Below are 17,232 nucleotides of genomic sequence, written 5' to 3'. Positions count from 1 at the left end.
ATGAAAAAAACGCTCTTCCTCTTCATAACAGGTCTTTCTACAGCCGTGGCCCTGATCCCCGCCTGTCGCAAGGCCGATCCCGTCATCCGCAAGGAACAAAGCAACCTGGCTGATATTTACCTCACTACGCAGGGAGCAGGCAAAGACCGCCTGTTCAATCCCCGCTACAGCAACGATACGGTGTATTTTGATGTACCCTGGTTTTACCCGGCTACTTCCGATAACAATGTTGACATCACCAAAATGATTGTACGCGCTACCATTCCAGGCGATGCCAGCATCAGTCCGTCCCTGGGTGGAGTGATGGACCTTACCAAGCCGCTTACAGTAACCATTACAGCTGGCAATGGTGCCCAATCGAAATATGTGATCATGACCAAAAAGGTGGGAGACTTGTCCGTTAACAGCGCTAAGATATCTCTTACCAACGGTGGCACTACCGAAGAAATAGAAGGCGTTGTTCAAGCCAATGAGATCTTGTTCTATGTAATGCCTGGCACCAATGTATCAAATGCTACGCTGACCTATGACATCAACAAGCACTCCAAAGGATCTATTACTTATGGAGCTTCGATCAACCTTTCTTCCAATGTGCCTTTTAGCGTGACTGGTGTGGACGGAGTAGTTAAAACCTATACCCTGCGTGCACTGGAACCCGTGAAACTGGCCTATGGTGTAGGTATCAACCGCAAGTTGTGGAATAAGCCTGGCGCTGAACTGGGTTTCACCGCCAACAACGAAGTGTGTCTGGCCGTAAGTGGTGATAACCTGGTACTAACAAGAAGAACCACGCCTGCTAAGTTCAGCGTGTTTAATCGTTTCACTGGAGCGTACATAAAAGATATGTACAATCCATTTACCGCTACGAATTTCCAGGTGATCAATGATTCAGCCGATCACCTCCTGGCTGCCTCCTGGGCACCCAAGAACAGCAAGTTTATCCTGTATCGCTACAACGATGTGAACGATGCGGCACCCGTTAAGCTGGTAGAATGGACCAATAATAATCCTGCAGCCATTACCGGCGACGGTGGTGTAGGTAGAAGAGTGAACGTATATGGCGACCTCAATGGCGATGCCGTGATCATGGCGCCTGCCGGTCAATCGGCCGTTATTTACAAATGGCGTATCGTGAATGGGGTGGCGGTGAGCCAAACACCTGAAGTGATCACGTATAAGTCCATTACAGGTGGTTCCTCCGTATTCATGGGGTATTATGCCGAAGCGCAGCCCATTGGTACTGGCCCCAATGCCGATTATTTTATCAACTACCAGTTTGAAGTAGCCCTGGTAAATGGTACCACTCATGAAAGAACGGCCGGTTTTGCTGCCATGCCCAATGTAGTATTCACCATGCCCACCGCCTACAACCGGTTCAACAATGCCAATTACCTGTCCATTGTGAAGTACATCAATACCTACGATTTGAACAAGGTGCAGATGTCATTATTTGATGTTACCCGGACTTCCTCCATTAGTATGGCGCCCGGCAGCCCCGATTATGGTTCTTTCAATGTATTTAATTCCGAAGAGCTCAACGGAACAGCCAATGGTAATGGAACAGCCGATATTGCCGTGGGATACTCCAACAACAAGGAGCGGATGCAGGTGTACATGTTGCTGACCAATGGCGGTATCATGGCGCATGAGTTTACCAATTATGCCCCATAATAAATCATTCGTTACCGGTTTCCGGTTGCTCGCAACTGGAAACAGGTATCAAAAAATAGTACAACCAAACAGATGATCATGAAATACTTCTTATCCCTCATAGGTATTGCATTACTCCTGGGAACAGCCTGTAAAAAGTCAGATTCCCCTGGTGGAGGCCCCGTTAACCCGGTGGATACCTCCAAGCCTGTAAAACCAGGCAGGAATGTAATTGCCTGGGTAGACGCCCGCTCCAATGTATTTGGCACTTATGGAAGATTGAATGATACTACCGCCCTGAAGAAAGTATTGGATACCCTGCAGGAATCGGGTGTTACCGGACTGGTGATCGATGTAAAAGGCAGCAGCGGTTATACCATGTATCCCAGCGCCTATACAAAACAATTGACCACTTTTGATGGCAAATCACTGCCTGCCAATGTGGACTATGTTGGGTATATGATCAAAGAAGCCCGCAAGCGCAACTTTAAAGTATATACCTCCATCGTTACCATGGTAGAAGGTGATGGCAACCGGCAGGTAGGACCCGTATTTGATGACCCTGCTTTCAAACAATATGAAAGTATTGTATGCGATGTAACCGGCAAACGTGTACCCGTTACCACTACCGGCCGTAATGCTTTTGTAAACCCCGCTCGCCCCGAAGTACAGGAACGTGCTTTGAATATCGTAAAAGAGATCGTTGGTAAATATGATATTGACGGATTCATCCTCGATTATGCCCGCTACACCGATATCGACGCCGATTTCTCTGATTTCTCCAAGACTCAGTTTATCAACTTCCTCAAGGAAAAATTCAACGACAATGCAGCGGCCAATATGAATTTCCCTAATGATATCGTAACCACCTGGAGATCGAGCAATGGACAAACCCTGCCTGCTGTTACTGGTAAATACTATCAAAAATGGTTACTCTATCGTACCGGTGTAATTCATGACTTCTTCAAAAAAGCCCGCGCAGCAGTAAAAGGCGTGAAGTCGAATGTAAGCTTTGGTGTTTACGTAGGCGCCTGGTATACCACTTATTACCAGGTAGGCGTAAACTGGGCCAGCGAAGAATACGATCCATTTAATGACCAGGAGATCCGTTTTGACTGGGCCTATCCCAATTATGGTAAAAATGGATATACTGAGCAGCTGGACCAGCTGATGACCGGCAACTACTTTACCCAGATCATGTTGTCGGAGAATGCCGCTACAGCCAACCTCAAATACCATTGGTGGAGCGTGGAAGGTTCTATCAACGGTACCAAATACATCACCAAAAACAAAGTGCCTTTATATGCCAGTATCGACATGGGTAATGTAGACTGGCCCAATAAAGGAGAGATATCCAGGGCTATCAAGTATATTCTGAACAATACATCCGGCGGTATCATGCTGTTTGATGTGGTACACGTATATGCCCCCAATACAACCGCCTGAAGCAACCTTTATGGGATGCTATTAAGGAGGGTATCAAGCAATAAGCGGCTCACCCTGGCCTAAAGGTGGGTCACTCTGCAGTGCTGCATTTGCCGGTTGGCAGAGTGGCTCACCTTAAAGGAGCCAGGGCTTGACGAGACAACATTGATGCACGATTCACGACTCCCGATGAGATATTCAAGCGCAATATATTTACTGGTCATGTTCCTGGCAGGAGGATTTAATGGCTTTTCACAGGCCCAGGACCCATCGCCTGCAGTGCATGTATTATTGAAAGGTAAGGTGACCGACAACAGTGGCAAAGCCCTGGCCAAGGTAGCAGTGACCGATGGAACAAATATTGTACATACCAACCACGCCGGTGAATATCGGCTGGAAAGCACCCGCGAAGCCATGTTTGTATACATTACCCTGCCATCAGGTTATGAGATACCGGCAACGGATAACATGGCACTCTTTTACAAAGAGATAAAACCGGTAAAAGGGCAGTTCACCGCCAATTTTGTACTGAACAAGTTAAAGAGGTCCGACAACAGGCATTATGCCCTGGTGTGGGCCGACCCACAGATCAATAATATTGAAGAAGCCAATCAACTCCATGCTACGGCCGTACCCGATACCAAAGAACATGCCTTGCAATTGGCCAAAACCGCTCCCGTACATGGTATCGCCGCCGGCGACCTAAGCTGGGATGCACCTCCCATCATACCCGAATACCGGAAAGCCATTAAAGAAACAGGTGTTCCATTCTTCCAGGTATTGGGCAACCATGATATGGATATCAACGTGCGTACCGACGAACAATCCGATAGCACCTTCCGCAGATCCATGGGCCCCACCTGGTATTCCTTCAACCGGGGCAAAGCACATTACATCGTGCTCGACAATGTGTTCTATTATTCCGACGGCTACAATTACATGGGGTATATTACCGAAAAGCAATTCAAGTGGCTGGAGCAAGACCTGCGCACAGTAAAACCCGGCGCCCTCGTATTTGTCTCCATGCATATTTCGGCCTATACCAATGAAAAAGCACGCACCAAAGCAGCAGCCGATCATCCAGGTGATGTGACCGTAAACAGGAAATTCCTGTACCAATTATTAAAGCCCTTCCAGGCCCACTTTCTCACCGGCCACACCCATTACAACGAAAACATCATTCACGATAATATTTACGAACATATCCATGCAGCCGTATGCGGCACCTGGTGGATCAGCCCCTTTGTGGCGATGGTACGCCCCGGGGTTATGGGGTGCATGAGATCAATGGTGATAGCGTAAGCTGGTACTATAAAACAGTAGGTCAGCCTAAGGACTACCAGATGCAGGTATACAATAAAGGCAGTTATAAAAATAAGCCCAACGATATAGCTGTCAATGTGTGGAACCAGGATGATGCCTGGAAAGTAGAGTGGTATGAAGATGGCGTATTCAAAGGCGCCATGCGCCGCGAAACAGATTATGATGCCAATGTGGTGGCTTTCCTGACGGGGCCCAACCGGCCCGCCAGGTATCCCTGGGCAAGGCCACTGTTGACCGATCATCTCTTTTTCGCTACGCCATCGGCCACCGCCCAATCTGCCACCATTGTAGTGACCGATAGATTTGGAAATAAATACAAGGAAGAACTGAAGTTGAAATAGAGATTAGTTAACAGGTTGAGAAGTTGAAAAGGGAATCGCAGATTACGCAGATTTGAATGGATTTCGCGGATGGAAGGAAGGCTCCTGCGCCTACTGCGAAGCAAAGATTATCCTAAAGAGGTGACACCTTTCCCTGGCTTCGAAAACGAAAGGTGTCACCTCTTCAAGAACGATTGCCGACTGCCGATTCACGATTGCCGTTTTACATTATCCTAAAGAGGTGACACCTTTCCCTGGCTTCGAAAAACGAAAGGTGTCACCTCTTCAAGAACGATTGCCGACTGCCGATTCACGATTGCCGTTTTACATTATCTAAAGAGGTGACACCTTTCCCTGGCTTCGAAAAACGAAAGGTGTCACCTCTTCAAGAACGATTGCCGATTGCCGATTCACGATTGCCGATGTATTCAGCTCGCAGCTCATAGCTCGCAGCTCAAAGCTTATTCAAAACATGCACCAACGTAACAATAGTTTAGACGCACTCCGGGGCCTGGCTATATTGGCCATGGTTTTATCAAGTAGTATTGCCTTTGGCATATTGCCTGCCTGGATGTACCATGCCCAAACTCCGCCCCCTGGTCATGCATTTAATCCCAGCCTGCCGGGCCTAAGCTGGGTAGACCTCGTATTTCCCTTCTTCCTTTTCAGTATGGGCGCCGCCATACCCCTTGCCCTCAATAAGAAAATAAAGGAAGGCATCACCTTCCTGCAGGTAGTATACATTGCCGCCAGGCGCTATTTATTGCTGGTGTTCTTTGCCTTATTTACCGTGCATGCCCGTGCGGGTATCATGAGCAGCGATCCGTACCCTCTTTATTACCTGCTTTCAATTACAGCTTTTGTTCTCCTGTTCTTCCAGTTTTACCAACCCGTCAATCCAGCTCATAAAAAGCTGTTTGTTGTCGTCAGGGTAATAGCCTTTGCTGCGGCTGCTGCCATGCTCTGCCTGCTTCCTTTTAAAGATGGCAACGGTTTTTCACTCAACAGAACCGACATCATTATTATCGTATTGGGCAATATGGCTTTCTTTGGCACCCTGGTATGGTGGTTCACCCGTAATAATCCCTGGATACGCATGGCCCTACTGCCTTTTTAATGGCTGTACTCCTGGGGGTAAGGAAGCTGGCTCCTGGAATGAAGCCTTGCTCCAATGGTCTCCCTTGCCCTGGATGTATAAGTTTTATTATTTAAAGTACCTGTTCATCATTATCCCCGGCACCCTGGCGGGCGACTGGTTACTGAAGTACAGGACCCAACATACTTTTACCAGGGGCGATAAAAACAAGCCCAATACCCGCCTTGTCTCATTTTTAGCCTTTGTCATTATCGTAATCAATGTAATATTGCTGTTCGGCAGGCATCTTTTTGCCAATCTTATCCTCACCATGGTTCTTTGCCTGCTATTATACAGTTGCCTCCAAAAAAAAAATAAACAACACCACGAACCTTTATTAGCGGCCTTTTTAAAGCCGGTACTTATTTGTTGTTGTTGGGGCTGTTTTTTGAAGCTTTTGAAGGAGGCATTAAAAAGGATCCTTCCACCTTTAGCTATTACCTGGTCACTGGTGGATTGGCCTTCTTTATGCTGATCGCTTTTTATGGCTTGCAGTTTACAGCCATCGGAGAAAGGATCGTACATTATTTGAGCCTCAATGGCCGCAATCCTATGGTAGCCTATGTCACAGGCAATCTCCTGTTATTGCCTGTACTGCACCTCACCGGTGGAATGACTGTTTATACAGGTATGCAAAAAGCAGTGTGGCCCGGATTCTTGAGCGGCCTCCTGTTCACCGCCCTTGTTTCCCTCGTCACCGTATGGTTTACGAAGCGTGGGTGGATGTGGAAGACATAATATTCAATGGAAACAGTAAATAATTTTATGAGGTTAAAGCCATCCTATTCCGTAGTAAAAAAAGCAGCAGCCATGGCCTGCCTGTTGCTCAACGCCACCTGGGGTTTGCACGCGCAAACCGTAGACAGCTCCTACCATAATTATTTATACGATAGCAAGCTGGCTTATTTTAAACAATTGCCGCCAGCCAGGAAGGCCCTCGTATTTTGGGGTGATAGCATTACCGATTGGGGCGATTGGGCCGAGCTGCTGAATTTCAAAAGGCTATCAACAGGGGCATTGCCGGCGACAATTCCTATGGCCTCCGCGCCAGATTGAATGAGGTATTGCGGCATGATCCCAAAAACTCTTTATCCTCATTGGCACCAATGATATCAATAAAAAGATACCCATAGACAATATTATAGACAATTACAAAAAGATCATCCTCGAAGTAAAGCGCCAATCACCAGCCACCACCATCTATGTGCAAAGCGTGTTTCCCATCAATAACCAACTCATCGGCCGCCAGTACTATTCCGGCACCAATGAGCAGATACTCGTATTAAATACTGCATTGAAGGCCATGGCTGCCGAGCTGCAGGTAAGGTATGTAGAAGTATATGGCCAGCTGCTCGATGCGAGCGAACAACTCGATGCCCGCTATACCTACGATGGATTGCACCTTTCGGGCCTCGGTTACCAGGCCTGGGTAAACTATTTAAAACAACAAAAGCTATTGTAATCACCAAAAACGAAGCAAGCGTACTCACAACTGACAACTCACTATCATGAATCTCTCCACCTTAGACATTATCATCATCTTACTCTACCTCCTGGTCATCATTGGCCTGGGGTTCTGGATATCCAAAAAGCCTCCAAAAATATTCAGTCCTACTTCCTGGGCGATAACAATATCAAATGGTATTGGCTGGGCTTCAGCAACAGCAGTGGCATGTTCGATGTAAGCGGCACCGCATTTTATGTGGCCTTGTTGTTTATCTATGGCTTTAAAGCGGCTTGGTTGCCCTGGCTATGGCCCATCTGGAACCAGATATTTGTGATGGTGTTCCTGGCTATTTGGATACGACGCAGTAATGCGATGACAGGGGCCGATTGGATCATCAAACGATTTGGCGATGACAGGGGAGGGCGACTCGCCCACATGATCGTTGTGATCTTTGCCATAGTAAGTGTGATCGGATTTATTGGTTATGTATTTGTGGGCATCGGAAAATTTGCTGCCAATATCCTTCCCTGGGACCTGTCCAATGCCTTATTCACCAGCCAGCAAACCTATGCCTTGATCATCGTGATGTTAACGACCCTGTATACCGTGAAAGGGGGTATGTACAGTGTGGTAGCCACCGAGGTATTACAATACGGTATCCTGGTGGTGAGCTGTATCCTGGTGGTCGTGTTTGCAGTAAAGGGCGTTGATTATGATGCCTTGCACCAACGCCTGCCGCAAGGATGGGCTTCCTTCTGGCCCGAGTGGAAACTCAATGTAAATTGGGACAATTTTTCACAGGCTACTCAAAAGGTGGAAGACGATGGATTTATATGGTTTGGAGCCCTCGTACTCATGATGATTGGCAAAGGTATCTTTGCCAGCCTGGCCGGTCCGGTACCTGGTTTTGATATGCAGCGTATCCTCAGTGCTAAAAAGCCGTGGGAAGCAGCTAAGCTCTCGGGATTTACCAACCTCGTATTGTATATCCCCTTGTTCATGATGGTAAGCGCTTTGACCCTGATCGCTTTCAATAATTTTATGCCTACCCTGCAAGGCCAGGCAAAGCCCGATTTTGAGGTGATCTTAAGCCAGGTGGTAAGCAATTATTTACCTGCAGGTATCCGGGGTGTTGTTCTGGCCGGTTTACTGGCCTCTTTCATGAGCGCTTTCTCGGCTTTTGTAAACGCTGCCCCTGCTTACCTTGTGAACGATTTCTATAAAAATATTTCAGGCCCCATGAAAGCCCCCGCCATTATGTAAAATGCAGCTACCTTACTTCCATTGCCATTATAGCCATTGGTTGTTTCTTTGGATTGTTTGCCGACTCACTCAGCTCACTCACCCTGTGGATCTCATCGGCCCTCTATGGTGGCTATGCCGCCGCCAACGTATTGAAATGGATCTGGTGGCGCTTTAATGGTTATGGCTATTTTGCCGGTATGCTGGCTGGTTTATTATCTGCCACCTTTGTACCCAAACTAATGGCCGCATTGAGCAAGAACTATTTCACCGAATACAAAGAACTCTTTGGCAGTGGTATCGGTACCCTGATCTCCTTTTTTTATCATCCTCGTTTTATCCATGTCGGCCAGCGTAATCGGTTGCCTCCTTACGCCCATACCCGATAAGAAAGTATTGGAAACCTTCTATGCTAATACCAGGCCCTGGGGTTTTTGGAAACCTGTATTGCAATGGGTACAACAAGTAAATCCTTCCTTTGAGCCCAACCGCCAGTTCAAATGGGATATGCTCAATGTAGTGGTAGGCATTTGCTGGCAAATGAGCATGGTAATTATGCCTATCTTCTTTGTATTTGGATATTTCTCCTATGGCTTTATGGCAGTTGGCGTATGGATCACCTGTATGATCATCTTAAAGTTCACCTGGTACAACAGGCTTAAAATAACAGCAGCATGAACAGTAGAATCTATTTATTAGCAAGCGCCCTGAGCGCCGGATTGAGCAGTATGGCCCAAACCAGCGAATCACTCGACACCAGTTATGCCAATGGCTATTACAATGAGCAGGTGAAGTTTTTCAGCAACCTCCATCCGCCAAAGAACTGCGTCGTTTTTTTGGGTAATAGCATTACCGAAGTAGGCCGCTGGAGTGAATTGTTACCGGCCGATAAAGCCATCAACCGGGGTATCAGTGGCGATAATTCCTGGGGTGGTCAACCGCGTTGATCAGGTATTGACTGCAAAGCCACGTAAGATATTCCTCATGATTGGCGTAAATGATATCAAACGGGGCACGCCGGTTGCCAATATTGTAGCCAATTATGAACGCATCATCGAAAAAGTAAAAGCCCAATCACCCAGGACCACCTTGTACCTGCAAAGCGTTTTACCCGTAACAGAGTCCATGCTGGCTGCTATCTATGCCAGGATCAACAACCAAACTATCCGCACCCTCAACGATAGCCTGCGGACTTTGGCTGCCAAACACCACCTGCAGTACGTCGACCTGCACAATGCTGTGTTTGCCGATGCACAGGGACAGTTGAAAAGGAATTAACCACCGATGGCCTGCACTTGAAACATGCAGCTTATATCCTGTGGGCCGATTTCCTGAAAAACAAAAATATCTATAATGCTAGGGCAACCGCGAAGATCAGTAAAGGTGGGTCTCCCTGCAGCCCGGCAAAGCAGCGCAGCAGGGAGACTCACCTTGGCAGCAAAGGGCTTACAACTCAAAGGGTATTTCCTCGTTGCCTATATGCCTCGTTGCCTTAATGCCTAAAAAAAAGAACCATGAATAAATTCACCTTTTCCCTTGGCAGCCTGCTCTTCCTGGCCGCCGCACTTCAGGCACAGCAGCCTGAGAAAAAGATCGACAGCAGTTATAACAATACCTATTACCAGGGCAGGATGGAATTGTTCAATACCTTGCCCCTGCAACAAAAAAGGTATTGTATTCCTGGGCAATTCCATTACCGAACGCGGTAACTGGAGCGAATTATTACCCGGACAAAAGATCATGAACCGCGGCATTGGAGGCGATAATACCTTTGGCGTACTGGCGCGACTGGAAATGGTGGTCAAAGCCAACCCCAAAAGGTATTCCTGCTCATTGGTATCAATGACCTTAGCCGCGCCCTGCCCAAAGAGGTGATCCTGAACAATTACGAGCGTATCATTAATTACATCAGGACCCAGTCGCCCAAAACTGCCTTGTATGTGCAAAGCGTATTGCCTTTGTATGAGCCCCTCACTACAGCGGCTTACCTGAAGAATAAAAAGACAGCATTCTACAGTTGAATGTGGGGATCAGGCAATTAGCAGATAAATACAAGCTGACCTATATCAACCTGCATGAGGTATTTGCCGATGCCAATGGCGACCTGAAGAAGGAATATACAGCCGATGGCATTCACCTCAAACCAGCGGCCTATGTATTGTGGATTGATTTCCTGAAAAAGAAACGTTTTTGTGATCCCTTCTTTAAACATTGAATAGTAGACATAAAAGTATGCCGCTCTGCAGTACTGCAACTGTGCGTGGCAAAGCGGCTCACCTTAAACCGGAAGTAAAAATATTGTTGTTATGCGATCAATGGTAGTAAGTATATTCCTGGCAATCTTTGCCTTTTGTTGCGCAAATGCTCAGCAAGTACCGCGGCTCACTTATGCTATCAAAGAAAAGGACACCCTGTGGGTAGATCAATACAAAGCCAAAGGCCCGGCCAATGGCATATCCGTATTGTTTGTGCATGGCGGTGCATTTACTGGTGGCGATCCTGCCAACCAAACCCCCATGGCCGATGGACTCACCAACCTGGGTTACCAGGTATTTGTGATCAAATACCGTTTATACCTGAAAGGTAAAAGCTTTGGTTGTGAAACCGCTACTCCCGAGAAACTGAAAGCCATCCGCCTGGCCGTAGAAGATGCGGCCGATGCGACTAAATATTTGACTATCCATGCTGTTGCCTTGCAGGTGGATACCACTAAAATATTCATTGCAGGAAGTAGTGCGGGCGCCGAGGCTATCCTGAACCTGGTATACAATCCCTTTGTACGCAAAGGCGATAAAACCTATAAACCTTTTCCTTATGCCGGTGCTTTGTCATTTGCCGGCGCTGTGCTGGACATCAACAATATCGATGCCCGGCCACCCCTGCCTTTATTCCTGATGCATGGCACCAACGACCAATTGGTGCCTTACGGTACTTCGGCCCACCGTTTTTGCAAAGCAGTAGATGCCGGCTGGATGATGTTATTTGGTGCCCATACCCTGTATGAGGCGTTTCAAAAAAGAAACTGGCCTGTGGTGCTGTATACCTATGAAGGCAAGGGCCATGAAGTAAGCAATTACATGTTCAGGAAGTTTAAAGAAATGGATGAGTTCATGAAATTGGCGGTACAGGGTTTTAGCGTACCCATTTCGCATATCGTAGTTAAAAAGAAGAGTAAAATTAAAATAGTCACCGGCGTCCCTCACACTCGCTCGCCTCTGGCGAGTGAGTGTATTCTGTAGCCTCTGGCTACTTTTAAAATGAAGCCGGAGGCTTGAAAATATACGTCATCCCGCCATGCGGCGGGAACGCTGGCAACTGAAAAAGCCTCTGGCTTGTTATTTACAAAAAATACCATTATGAAAATTACAGGCACCTTCCTCGACGAGATCAGTCATGATATTCCCCACCAAAATTGGGGAGCAGATGAATGGCGGAGGGATTTTGAATACATGAAAGCCATTGGCATTGATACCGTGATCCTGATCCGTAGCGGCTACCGGAAATTTATTACCTATCCATCCGAATACCTCATCCGGGAGCACCAATGCTACCGGCCTCCGGTCGACCTGGTAGAGCTATTCCTGCAACTGGCCGATGAGCTGGACATGCAATTCTACTTTGGCCTCTATGATAGCGGCAAGTACTGGGATACAGGCGATATGCAGCATGAGATCGACAGCAACCGTTTTGTCATTGATGAGGTGTGGAAGCGATACGGCCACCACAAGAGCTTCAAAGGCTGGTACCTCAGCATGGAAATAAGCCGCAAGACCAAGGGCGCTACCCATGCTTTCAAAACATTGGGCATGCAATGCAAGGCCGTGAGCAATAACCTGCCCACCTTGATTTCGCCCTGGATTGATGGCAAGAAAGCCGTGATGGCAGCTTCTGCGTCACTTAGCAAGGAACAGGCCGTGTCGCTGAAGGAACACGAGCAGGAGTGGAGTGAAATATTTGCCGGTGTACAGGGAGCTGTAGATGCCGTAGCCTTCCAGGACGGACATATTGATTACCATGAACTGGATGATTTCTTTGCCATCAATAAAAAGATGGCCGATCAGTTTGGCTTGCAATGTTGGACCAATGCCGAGAGTTTTGACCGGGATATGCCCATCAAGTTTCTGCCCATTAAGTTTGAGAAACTGCGCCTGAAGCTGGAAGCCGCAGCCCGCGCAGGATATGATAAGGCCATCACTTTTGAGTTTTCTCATTTCATGAGCCCCCAATCGGCTTATTTGCAAGCCGGTCATTTGTACAATAGATACAAAGAATATATCGGGGAGAAGATCATTTAAACAATACCCATGTGGAAACGAAGAGGTGACACCTTTACCCTTGCGAAACGAACGAAAGGTGTCACCTCTTTAAGGAAACCTCTTTCGGGAACCAACGCGAGTAACCATTTCAAACAAAGGCTCACAGCTCGTAGCGCTGTAAAGGTGGGCCTCCCTGCAGTCCGGCAAGGCAGCGCAGCAGGGAGACTCACCCTGGTAGCAAAAGGCTCGTAGCTCATAGCTCGTAGCTGGAATCTCTTAACCTCAATCAGCATCAATGTTAACAACTCATACAGCCTATAAGCAAGTGGCATTTGAAAAAATAGCCGTGCAACAATTTACAACTCCGGCCAGTGCCTCCCTGCAGACTGCACAGGAAATAGCCTGCCTGATCAGGGATAAACAATCCAAAGGTCAACCGGTCGTATTGGGACTGGCCACTGGCTCCACACCCAGGCGGGTATACAAAGAACTCATCCGCCTGCACCGCGAAGAAGGGTTGAGCTTCAGGAACGTGATCACTTTCAACCTCGATGAATATTTTCCCATGCAGCCCGGCGCTTTGCAAAGCTATCGCCACTTCATGCAGGAAAACCTGTTCAATCATATAGATATTGATCAGACCAATTGCCATTTGCCCGACGGTAGCCTGCCTGCTGAGCTGGTAAAACTTCATTGTGAGCAATACGAAAAGATGATTGAAGCAGCAGGCGGTATTGATTTCCAATTACTGGGTATTGGCCGTAATGGCCATATTGGTTTCAATGAACCTGGTTCCCACAACAGTTCTGTTACCAGGCTCATTACCCTCGACATGGCGACGCGCCTGGATGCAGCTGCCGAATTTGGTGGCATGGCCAATGTGCCTAAAAAGCCATTACCATGGGCGTTAGCACCATCCTGAAAGCGAAGAAAGTGGTACTGCTGGCCTGGGGCGAAAACAAAGCCGCCATTATCCGCCAGGCCGTAGAAGGCCCCGTTACCGAATTTGTACCCGCTTCCTGGTTGCAAGCTCACCCACAGACAAAATGTATGATCGATGATGCGGGCGCCAGTGAATTGACCCGTAATAAAACACCCTGGCTTATCGACCAGGTTATATGGGACCGCAGCATGATCAAAAGGCCGTAACCCAATTGGCCGTAAGCCTGCAAAAGCCCGTACTGAAACTCACCAACAACGACTACAATACAAACGGACTGAGTGATCTGCTGGTATTGTATGGCCAGGCGTATGATATCAATATTGAAGTATTCAACTGGCTGCAGCATACCATTACCGGATGGCCGGGCGGCAAACCCGGCGCCGATGATACCAACCGGCCCGAAAGAGCCCAGCCTGCAAAAAGCGCGTGTTGCTATTTAGTCCACACCCTGATGATGATATTATTTCCATGGGTGGCACCTTTCAGCGACTTGTTGATCAGGGGCATGAAGTACATGTGGCGTACCAAACTTCGGGCAATATTGCCGTGGCTGATGATGAAGCATTGCGGTTCATTCGTTTTGTGACCGACTTCAATCAGCAGTTTGCTATTGCCAATAAAGAGGCAGCAGCTATTTATAAAAAAGCAGTCACCTTTTTGGAAGAAAAGGCCAAAGGGGAGAAAGACATTGAAGAACTGCGTTACGTAAAGGGTATTATCCGTCGCGGCGAAGCCCTCAATACCTGTCGTTTTACCGGTGTACCCGAGGAACATATCCATTTTATGAACCTGCCTTTTTATGAAACAGGGCAGGTAGAAAAAAAAGCCCCTGGGCGAAGCAGATTATCGCATCACCCAACAACTCATTGAAAAGATTAAACCCCACCAGGTATATGCAGCCGGCGATCTGGCAGATCCCCATGGCACCCACAAAGTTTGTCTCGATGCCATACTAGAAGCCATGAAACGCCTCAAGCAAGAGCCTTATATGAAGGATTGCTGGTTGTGGTTGTACAAAGGCGCCTGGGCAGAGTGGGATATCCACCTGATTGAAATGGCAGTGCCATTAAGTCCCGGCCAGGTATTGAAAAAGCGGACCGGCATTTTCAAACACCAATCACAAAAGGATGGCGTCGTATTCCAGGGCAGCGATAGCCGCGAGTTTTGGCAACGCGCCGAAGAACGCAACAAAGCCACCGCCGACCTGTACAACCTCCTGGGCCTCGCTGAATATGCAGCTATGGAAGCCTTTGTAAAATGGGCATATTAAAGCAATAGAAATGAAAAACCAATGTTGATTAACCCGCTGGGTACGACTCAAAAGCTATATAGCATCTGCTAATTAAAAGATTGTCGAAATTCCAGGGGCGATACATTGGTTTTTCTTTGAAGAACTTATTAAATGATTGCGGATGTTCAAAGCCTAGCCGGTAGGCTACTTCTGCAACTGTTAGGTTGCTGCCGGACAATATTTCTTTCGCTTTTTCTACCAGTGTATGATGAATATGCTGTTGAGCATTTTGCCCGGTTAATGAACGCAGCATATCACTCAAATAGCCCGATAAGCCCATAACCTGCATTGTTATAAACCACATCGATGTCGCCCATGGCTATTGCTTTTTGGGCAGTAGCATTTATTTGTTCCACGTTGGTCACATCCAATGGCAGCTGCGTAATATCCTTTTCCTGGTTTAGTTCTTTTTCGTTTTCAGGTTTCCGCATCGTGGCAATCACTTTCCAACCATTCCCTGCAAATAACTTGGCTGTTGCTTTACCCAATCCGGTGGAAGCGCCAGTAATAAAAATCGTCTTCATTGTTTGTACTTTATTTGAAGTACAAAGGTTGGCCATTACAATTTGCCGGGTGTAGCCCAATTGAGGAATGTTGTAGCCGAATCGAATGATCTTTATCACAAAGGATCTACTGAGTGAGTACATACTCCGTCCAGGAATACTGGCTAATCGTTTCATTGACCCTTCGTCGAAGCTTTCGGTATTCGTGCAGGTAATATAGCGTCTCGAAGGAAGGACGTACAGAAGGAATATGTTTGAGGTCAGGCCGTTGCCTACCCTGCTTTTTCAGTGGATGTCTGGTTTTATTGCGGTAGGAAGGATTGAGCGAAGTACTTTTGTATGGCCGGATGTTTACACTGGCTTGGGCATATTGATGGTTCAGGTATTCAATAATGTCTTTTTCCTGCCATTGCAGTTTAAGCCATTGCATCGCCTCTCCAGTGAGTTTGCGGTACAGGGCATGTTGTTTCCGGTGGGCGGGCACAGCAGTATAGACCGCCGATGCAATTCGGGAGGCCTTTGCTAGTAAACCCGCATACATCATCGTTTTGCGGAAAGCAGTATCTTTCTTCACCCGCTTGCCAGTCAACGAACTACGTGTACGCAGGTAATACCTCCCATACATCTGGTAGATGCAAACGGGGCCAATGGTGCCCGTAACAGGTGGTATGCAATTAAATCTGGCCATAAAACATATGCTACTTTAAGTTAATGAATAGTAGCGTACTGGCCAAGTATTCCTGGGTGGAAACCTTCATTCGAAGGCCGTAATTGTTGCGTTGAAGGTAAATTACTTTCATTCTGGCCCCAACCATGTGTCAACCTTGCCTTATCCTTATAGGTTAAAGCGCACTTTCCTAAGCGAATGCCGAACATGGTGCGAATTTGGTAATAATTAAACAGGAAGATGGTCCCGGTGAGGGTCGTACAATTTGTTGACAATAAATGGATTAGAACGATCTAATCCCAAAGTGCAGTGATCAGAATAATAACCGGGAGCTTATCCGCAGTAAAATGCGTACGCAGCGTATACAGTGCCTCATTCATGTGCTTTTCAATCGTATTGGTACTGATGTTCAACCGGGAGGCGATTTCGCGGTGCGATAACCCTTCTTCTTTTACCAGCCGGTAAATAGCCTGCCGCCGGGGAGGCAGCGATTCAACAATCGCATCATATTCCCGCAATACTTCTTTCAACAACAACCCCTCATCGGCTCCGCAAACGGCCGGCTGCTGTTGCCCATATTGCTCTGCGCGTAAAGCTGCGCGGGCTGCTTTCCGGATATGATCAATGATCAGGTTGTGGGCATACGTACGCAATAACTGAAGGATCGATTCATCATCATCCACCTTGTCCATATTTTCCCAAAGCCGGATATAACATTCCTGTACAATATCATCCGCTATGCCACGGTCGCGCATATTGTACTGCACAAAACTGATCAGACGGTCCTTCGTTGAAAAGTACATCTTTTCATAACGCGCTGTCAAAGCCTTTTTGTTATGGATGGAGAATGCCATGGAAAGATAATAAGCCAGTGCACTAATATAGATGCCGCAAAATTGAACATCCTGCTACGGAATTCACCCCTGCCAGGGAGAATTAATAATTCCTTAATTGCTGATCACTTCCAATGTTAAGCCTGTATTAACTCCCAAAACAGAATAACGGCACACACCCTTGGCATCGTGTAATA

Annotated in this window: 28 protein-coding genes and 1 pseudogene; 25 read left to right on the top strand and 4 right to left on the bottom strand. The window is 47.3% G+C overall.

The genetic code is table 11. The features are described 5' to 3' along the window. From RS881_RS46850 to RS881_RS46735, 25 genes are all read left to right on the top strand, one after another. On the top strand, positions 1-1,671 hold the full coding sequence (locus RS881_RS46850; RefSeq protein ID WP_315817100.1) for a DUF5018 domain-containing protein: 1,671 nt from the start codon (positions 1-3) through the stop codon (positions 1,669-1,671). Between the two features lie 78 nt (positions 1,672-1,749). After that, on the top strand, positions 1,750-3,096 hold the full coding sequence (locus RS881_RS46845) for an alpha amylase family protein (protein WP_315817099.1): 1,347 nt from the start codon (positions 1,750-1,752) through the stop codon (positions 3,094-3,096). A 168-nt stretch (positions 3,097-3,264) separates the two neighbouring features. Next, positions 3,265-4,377, top strand: coding sequence for a metallophosphoesterase N-terminal domain-containing protein (locus RS881_RS46840; RefSeq protein WP_315817098.1), 1,113 nt, complete (start codon positions 3,265-3,267; stop codon positions 4,375-4,377). Then, positions 4,293-4,739, top strand: a complete 447-nt coding sequence (locus RS881_RS46835) for a calcineurin-like phosphoesterase C-terminal domain-containing protein (RefSeq protein ID WP_315817097.1) — start codon at positions 4,293-4,295, stop codon at positions 4,737-4,739. Before RS881_RS46840 ends, RS881_RS46835 begins: the two co-directional genes overlap by 85 nt. A gap of 451 nt (positions 4,740-5,190) precedes the next feature. Then, the gene (locus RS881_RS46830) at positions 5,191-5,835 is read left to right on the top strand and encodes a DUF5009 domain-containing protein (RefSeq protein ID WP_315817096.1); all 645 of its coding nucleotides are present in this window, start codon (positions 5,191-5,193) and stop codon (positions 5,833-5,835) included. Between the two features lie 73 nt (positions 5,836-5,908). Then, positions 5,909-6,328 carry a DUF5009 domain-containing protein gene (locus RS881_RS60905; protein ID WP_350340330.1) on the top strand — a complete coding sequence of 140 codons (420 nt, stop codon included), beginning with the start codon at positions 5,909-5,911 and terminating at the stop codon, positions 6,326-6,328. Next, entirely contained in the window at positions 6,220-6,591 is a 372-nt protein-coding gene (locus RS881_RS46825) for a hypothetical protein (protein WP_315817095.1), read from the top strand. The genes RS881_RS60905 and RS881_RS46825 overlap by 109 nt, the downstream gene beginning before the upstream one ends. 6 nt (positions 6,592-6,597) lie before the next feature. Next, positions 6,598-6,909, top strand: coding sequence for a hypothetical protein (locus RS881_RS46820; RefSeq protein WP_315817094.1), 312 nt, complete (start codon positions 6,598-6,600; stop codon positions 6,907-6,909). Positions 6,910-6,943: 34 nt separating this feature from the next. Then, on the top strand, positions 6,944-7,315 hold the full coding sequence (locus tag RS881_RS46815; protein ID WP_315824832.1) for a GDSL-type esterase/lipase family protein: 372 nt from the start codon (positions 6,944-6,946) through the stop codon (positions 7,313-7,315). Positions 7,316-7,525: 210 nt separating this feature from the next. Further along, positions 7,526-8,563, top strand: coding sequence for a sodium:solute symporter family transporter (locus tag RS881_RS46810; RefSeq protein ID WP_315817093.1), 1,038 nt, complete (start codon positions 7,526-7,528; stop codon positions 8,561-8,563). Between the two features lie 53 nt (positions 8,564-8,616). Then, positions 8,617-8,931, top strand: a complete 315-nt coding sequence (locus RS881_RS46805; protein WP_315817092.1) for a hypothetical protein — start codon at positions 8,617-8,619, stop codon at positions 8,929-8,931. Continuing rightward, positions 8,885-9,220, top strand: coding sequence for a hypothetical protein (locus tag RS881_RS46800; RefSeq protein ID WP_315817091.1), 336 nt, complete (start codon positions 8,885-8,887; stop codon positions 9,218-9,220). Before RS881_RS46805 ends, RS881_RS46800 begins: the two co-directional genes overlap by 47 nt. Beyond that, on the top strand, positions 9,217-9,489 hold the full coding sequence (locus RS881_RS46795; RefSeq protein ID WP_315817090.1) for an SGNH/GDSL hydrolase family protein: 273 nt from the start codon (positions 9,217-9,219) through the stop codon (positions 9,487-9,489). The genes RS881_RS46800 and RS881_RS46795 overlap by 4 nt, the downstream gene beginning before the upstream one ends. Then, positions 9,455-9,820: a GDSL-type esterase/lipase family protein gene (locus RS881_RS46790; RefSeq protein WP_315817089.1), complete on the top strand. Its 366-nt coding sequence runs from the start codon at positions 9,455-9,457 to the stop codon at positions 9,818-9,820. Before RS881_RS46795 ends, RS881_RS46790 begins: the two co-directional genes overlap by 35 nt. A 236-nt stretch (positions 9,821-10,056) precedes the next feature. After that, entirely contained in the window at positions 10,057-10,251 is a 195-nt protein-coding gene (locus RS881_RS46785; protein ID WP_315817088.1) for a hypothetical protein, read from the top strand. Between the two features lie 31 nt (positions 10,252-10,282). Next, positions 10,283-10,417 (top strand): hypothetical protein, encoded by a 135-nt coding sequence (locus RS881_RS46780; protein ID WP_315817087.1) that lies wholly within the window; start codon positions 10,283-10,285, stop codon positions 10,415-10,417. Continuing rightward, positions 10,369-10,563 carry an SGNH/GDSL hydrolase family protein gene (locus tag RS881_RS46775; protein ID WP_350340329.1) on the top strand — a complete coding sequence of 65 codons (195 nt, stop codon included), beginning with the start codon at positions 10,369-10,371 and terminating at the stop codon, positions 10,561-10,563. Before RS881_RS46780 ends, RS881_RS46775 begins: the two co-directional genes overlap by 49 nt. Continuing rightward, positions 10,560-10,757: an SGNH/GDSL hydrolase family protein gene (locus RS881_RS46770; RefSeq protein ID WP_315817085.1), complete on the top strand. Its 198-nt coding sequence runs from the start codon at positions 10,560-10,562 to the stop codon at positions 10,755-10,757. The genes RS881_RS46775 and RS881_RS46770 overlap by 4 nt, the downstream gene beginning before the upstream one ends. Positions 10,758-10,848: 91 nt before the next feature. After that, positions 10,849-11,781, top strand: coding sequence for an alpha/beta hydrolase (locus RS881_RS46765; RefSeq protein WP_315817084.1), 933 nt, complete (start codon positions 10,849-10,851; stop codon positions 11,779-11,781). Between the two features lie 117 nt (positions 11,782-11,898). Beyond that, positions 11,899-12,837 carry a DUF4434 domain-containing protein gene (locus RS881_RS46760; RefSeq protein WP_315817083.1) on the top strand — a complete coding sequence of 313 codons (939 nt, stop codon included), beginning with the start codon at positions 11,899-11,901 and terminating at the stop codon, positions 12,835-12,837. 256 nt (positions 12,838-13,093) lie between these two features. Beyond that, on the top strand, positions 13,094-13,720 hold the full coding sequence (locus tag RS881_RS46755) for a 6-phosphogluconolactonase (RefSeq protein WP_315817082.1): 627 nt from the start codon (positions 13,094-13,096) through the stop codon (positions 13,718-13,720). After that, positions 13,699-13,947 carry a hypothetical protein gene (locus RS881_RS46750; protein WP_315817081.1) on the top strand — a complete coding sequence of 83 codons (249 nt, stop codon included), beginning with the start codon at positions 13,699-13,701 and terminating at the stop codon, positions 13,945-13,947. Before RS881_RS46755 ends, RS881_RS46750 begins: the two co-directional genes overlap by 22 nt. Then, positions 13,917-14,327, top strand: coding sequence for a hypothetical protein (locus tag RS881_RS46745; RefSeq protein ID WP_315825040.1), 411 nt, complete (start codon positions 13,917-13,919; stop codon positions 14,325-14,327). The genes RS881_RS46750 and RS881_RS46745 overlap by 31 nt, the downstream gene beginning before the upstream one ends. Continuing rightward, positions 14,210-14,611, top strand: a complete 402-nt coding sequence (locus tag RS881_RS46740) for a hypothetical protein (RefSeq protein ID WP_315824831.1) — start codon at positions 14,210-14,212, stop codon at positions 14,609-14,611. The genes RS881_RS46745 and RS881_RS46740 overlap by 118 nt, the downstream gene beginning before the upstream one ends. Before the next feature lie 91 nt (positions 14,612-14,702). Continuing rightward, positions 14,703-15,011, top strand: coding sequence for a hypothetical protein (locus RS881_RS46735; RefSeq protein ID WP_315817080.1), 309 nt, complete (start codon positions 14,703-14,705; stop codon positions 15,009-15,011). Between the two features lie 68 nt (positions 15,012-15,079). Here RS881_RS46735 and RS881_RS46730 read toward each other — a convergent pair. The 4 genes and pseudogenes from RS881_RS46730 to RS881_RS46715 all read right to left on the bottom strand — a co-directional run. Continuing rightward, positions 15,080-15,297 (bottom strand): annotated as a pseudogene (locus RS881_RS46730) (helix-turn-helix domain-containing protein); the annotation flags it as partial. Continuing rightward, entirely contained in the window at positions 15,287-15,556 is a 270-nt protein-coding gene (locus RS881_RS46725; RefSeq protein ID WP_315824830.1) for an SDR family NAD(P)-dependent oxidoreductase, read from the bottom strand. The gene RS881_RS46725 and the pseudogene RS881_RS46730, both read right to left, overlap by 11 nt. A 106-nt stretch (positions 15,557-15,662) precedes the next feature. Further along, on the bottom strand, positions 15,663-16,223 hold the full coding sequence (locus tag RS881_RS46720) for a hypothetical protein (protein ID WP_315817079.1): 561 nt from the start codon (positions 16,221-16,223) through the stop codon (positions 15,663-15,665). A 272-nt stretch (positions 16,224-16,495) separates the two neighbouring features. Beyond that, positions 16,496-17,026 (bottom strand): sigma-70 family RNA polymerase sigma factor, encoded by a 531-nt coding sequence (locus RS881_RS46715; RefSeq protein WP_315817078.1) that lies wholly within the window; start codon positions 17,024-17,026, stop codon positions 16,496-16,498. Positions 17,027-17,232 lie beyond the last annotated feature (206 nt).

The organism is Paraflavitalea speifideaquila, from assembly GCF_032395985.1.
Taxonomy (GTDB): Bacteria; Bacteroidota; Bacteroidia; order Chitinophagales; family Chitinophagaceae; genus Paraflavitalea; species Paraflavitalea speifideaquila.
This window is presented reverse-complemented; position numbering and strand designations above follow the sequence as displayed.

What these genes read in the sequence shown, in the direction of transcription:
- RS881_RS46740 (WP_315824831.1), top strand. Translation starts at nt 14,210, where the DNA reads ATGGGTGGCACCTTTCAGCGACTTGTTGATCAGGGGCATGAAGTACAT.
- RS881_RS46795 (WP_315817090.1), top strand. Translation starts at nt 9,217, where the DNA reads ATGAACAGTAGAATCTATTTATTAGCAAGCGCCCTGAGCGCCGGATTG.
- RS881_RS46800 (WP_315817091.1), top strand. Translation starts at nt 8,885, where the DNA reads ATGTCGGCCAGCGTAATCGGTTGCCTCCTTACGCCCATACCCGATAAG.
- RS881_RS46725 (WP_315824830.1), bottom strand. Translation starts at nt 15,556, where the DNA reads ATGAAGACGATTTTTATTACTGGCGCTTCCACCGGATTGGGTAAAGCA.
- RS881_RS46830 (WP_315817096.1), top strand. Translation starts at nt 5,191, where the DNA reads ATGCACCAACGTAACAATAGTTTAGACGCACTCCGGGGCCTGGCTATA.
- RS881_RS46850 (WP_315817100.1), top strand. Translation starts at nt 1, where the DNA reads ATGAAAAAAACGCTCTTCCTCTTCATAACAGGTCTTTCTACAGCCGTG.
- RS881_RS46810 (WP_315817093.1), top strand. Translation starts at nt 7,526, where the DNA reads ATGTTCGATGTAAGCGGCACCGCATTTTATGTGGCCTTGTTGTTTATC.
- RS881_RS46835 (WP_315817097.1), top strand. Translation starts at nt 4,293, where the DNA reads ATGCGGCACCTGGTGGATCAGCCCCTTTGTGGCGATGGTACGCCCCGG.
- RS881_RS46840 (WP_315817098.1), top strand. Translation starts at nt 3,265, where the DNA reads ATGAGATATTCAAGCGCAATATATTTACTGGTCATGTTCCTGGCAGGA.
- RS881_RS46845 (WP_315817099.1), top strand. Translation starts at nt 1,750, where the DNA reads ATGAAATACTTCTTATCCCTCATAGGTATTGCATTACTCCTGGGAACA.
- RS881_RS46750 (WP_315817081.1), top strand. Translation starts at nt 13,699, where the DNA reads ATGGGCGTTAGCACCATCCTGAAAGCGAAGAAAGTGGTACTGCTGGCC.
- RS881_RS46760 (WP_315817083.1), top strand. Translation starts at nt 11,899, where the DNA reads ATGAAAATTACAGGCACCTTCCTCGACGAGATCAGTCATGATATTCCC.
- RS881_RS46820 (WP_315817094.1), top strand. Translation starts at nt 6,598, where the DNA reads ATGGAAACAGTAAATAATTTTATGAGGTTAAAGCCATCCTATTCCGTA.
- RS881_RS46735 (WP_315817080.1), top strand. Translation starts at nt 14,703, where the DNA reads ATGAAACGCCTCAAGCAAGAGCCTTATATGAAGGATTGCTGGTTGTGG.
- RS881_RS46755 (WP_315817082.1), top strand. Translation starts at nt 13,094, where the DNA reads ATGTTAACAACTCATACAGCCTATAAGCAAGTGGCATTTGAAAAAATA.
- RS881_RS46745 (WP_315825040.1), top strand. Translation starts at nt 13,917, where the DNA reads ATGGGACCGCAGCATGATCAAAAGGCCGTAACCCAATTGGCCGTAAGC.
- RS881_RS46720 (WP_315817079.1), bottom strand. Translation starts at nt 16,223, where the DNA reads ATGGCCAGATTTAATTGCATACCACCTGTTACGGGCACCATTGGCCCC.
- RS881_RS46765 (WP_315817084.1), top strand. Translation starts at nt 10,849, where the DNA reads ATGCGATCAATGGTAGTAAGTATATTCCTGGCAATCTTTGCCTTTTGT.
- RS881_RS60905 (WP_350340330.1), top strand. Translation starts at nt 5,909, where the DNA reads ATGTATAAGTTTTATTATTTAAAGTACCTGTTCATCATTATCCCCGGC.
- RS881_RS46780 (WP_315817087.1), top strand. Translation starts at nt 10,283, where the DNA reads ATGAACCGCGGCATTGGAGGCGATAATACCTTTGGCGTACTGGCGCGA.
- RS881_RS46785 (WP_315817088.1), top strand. Translation starts at nt 10,057, where the DNA reads ATGAATAAATTCACCTTTTCCCTTGGCAGCCTGCTCTTCCTGGCCGCC.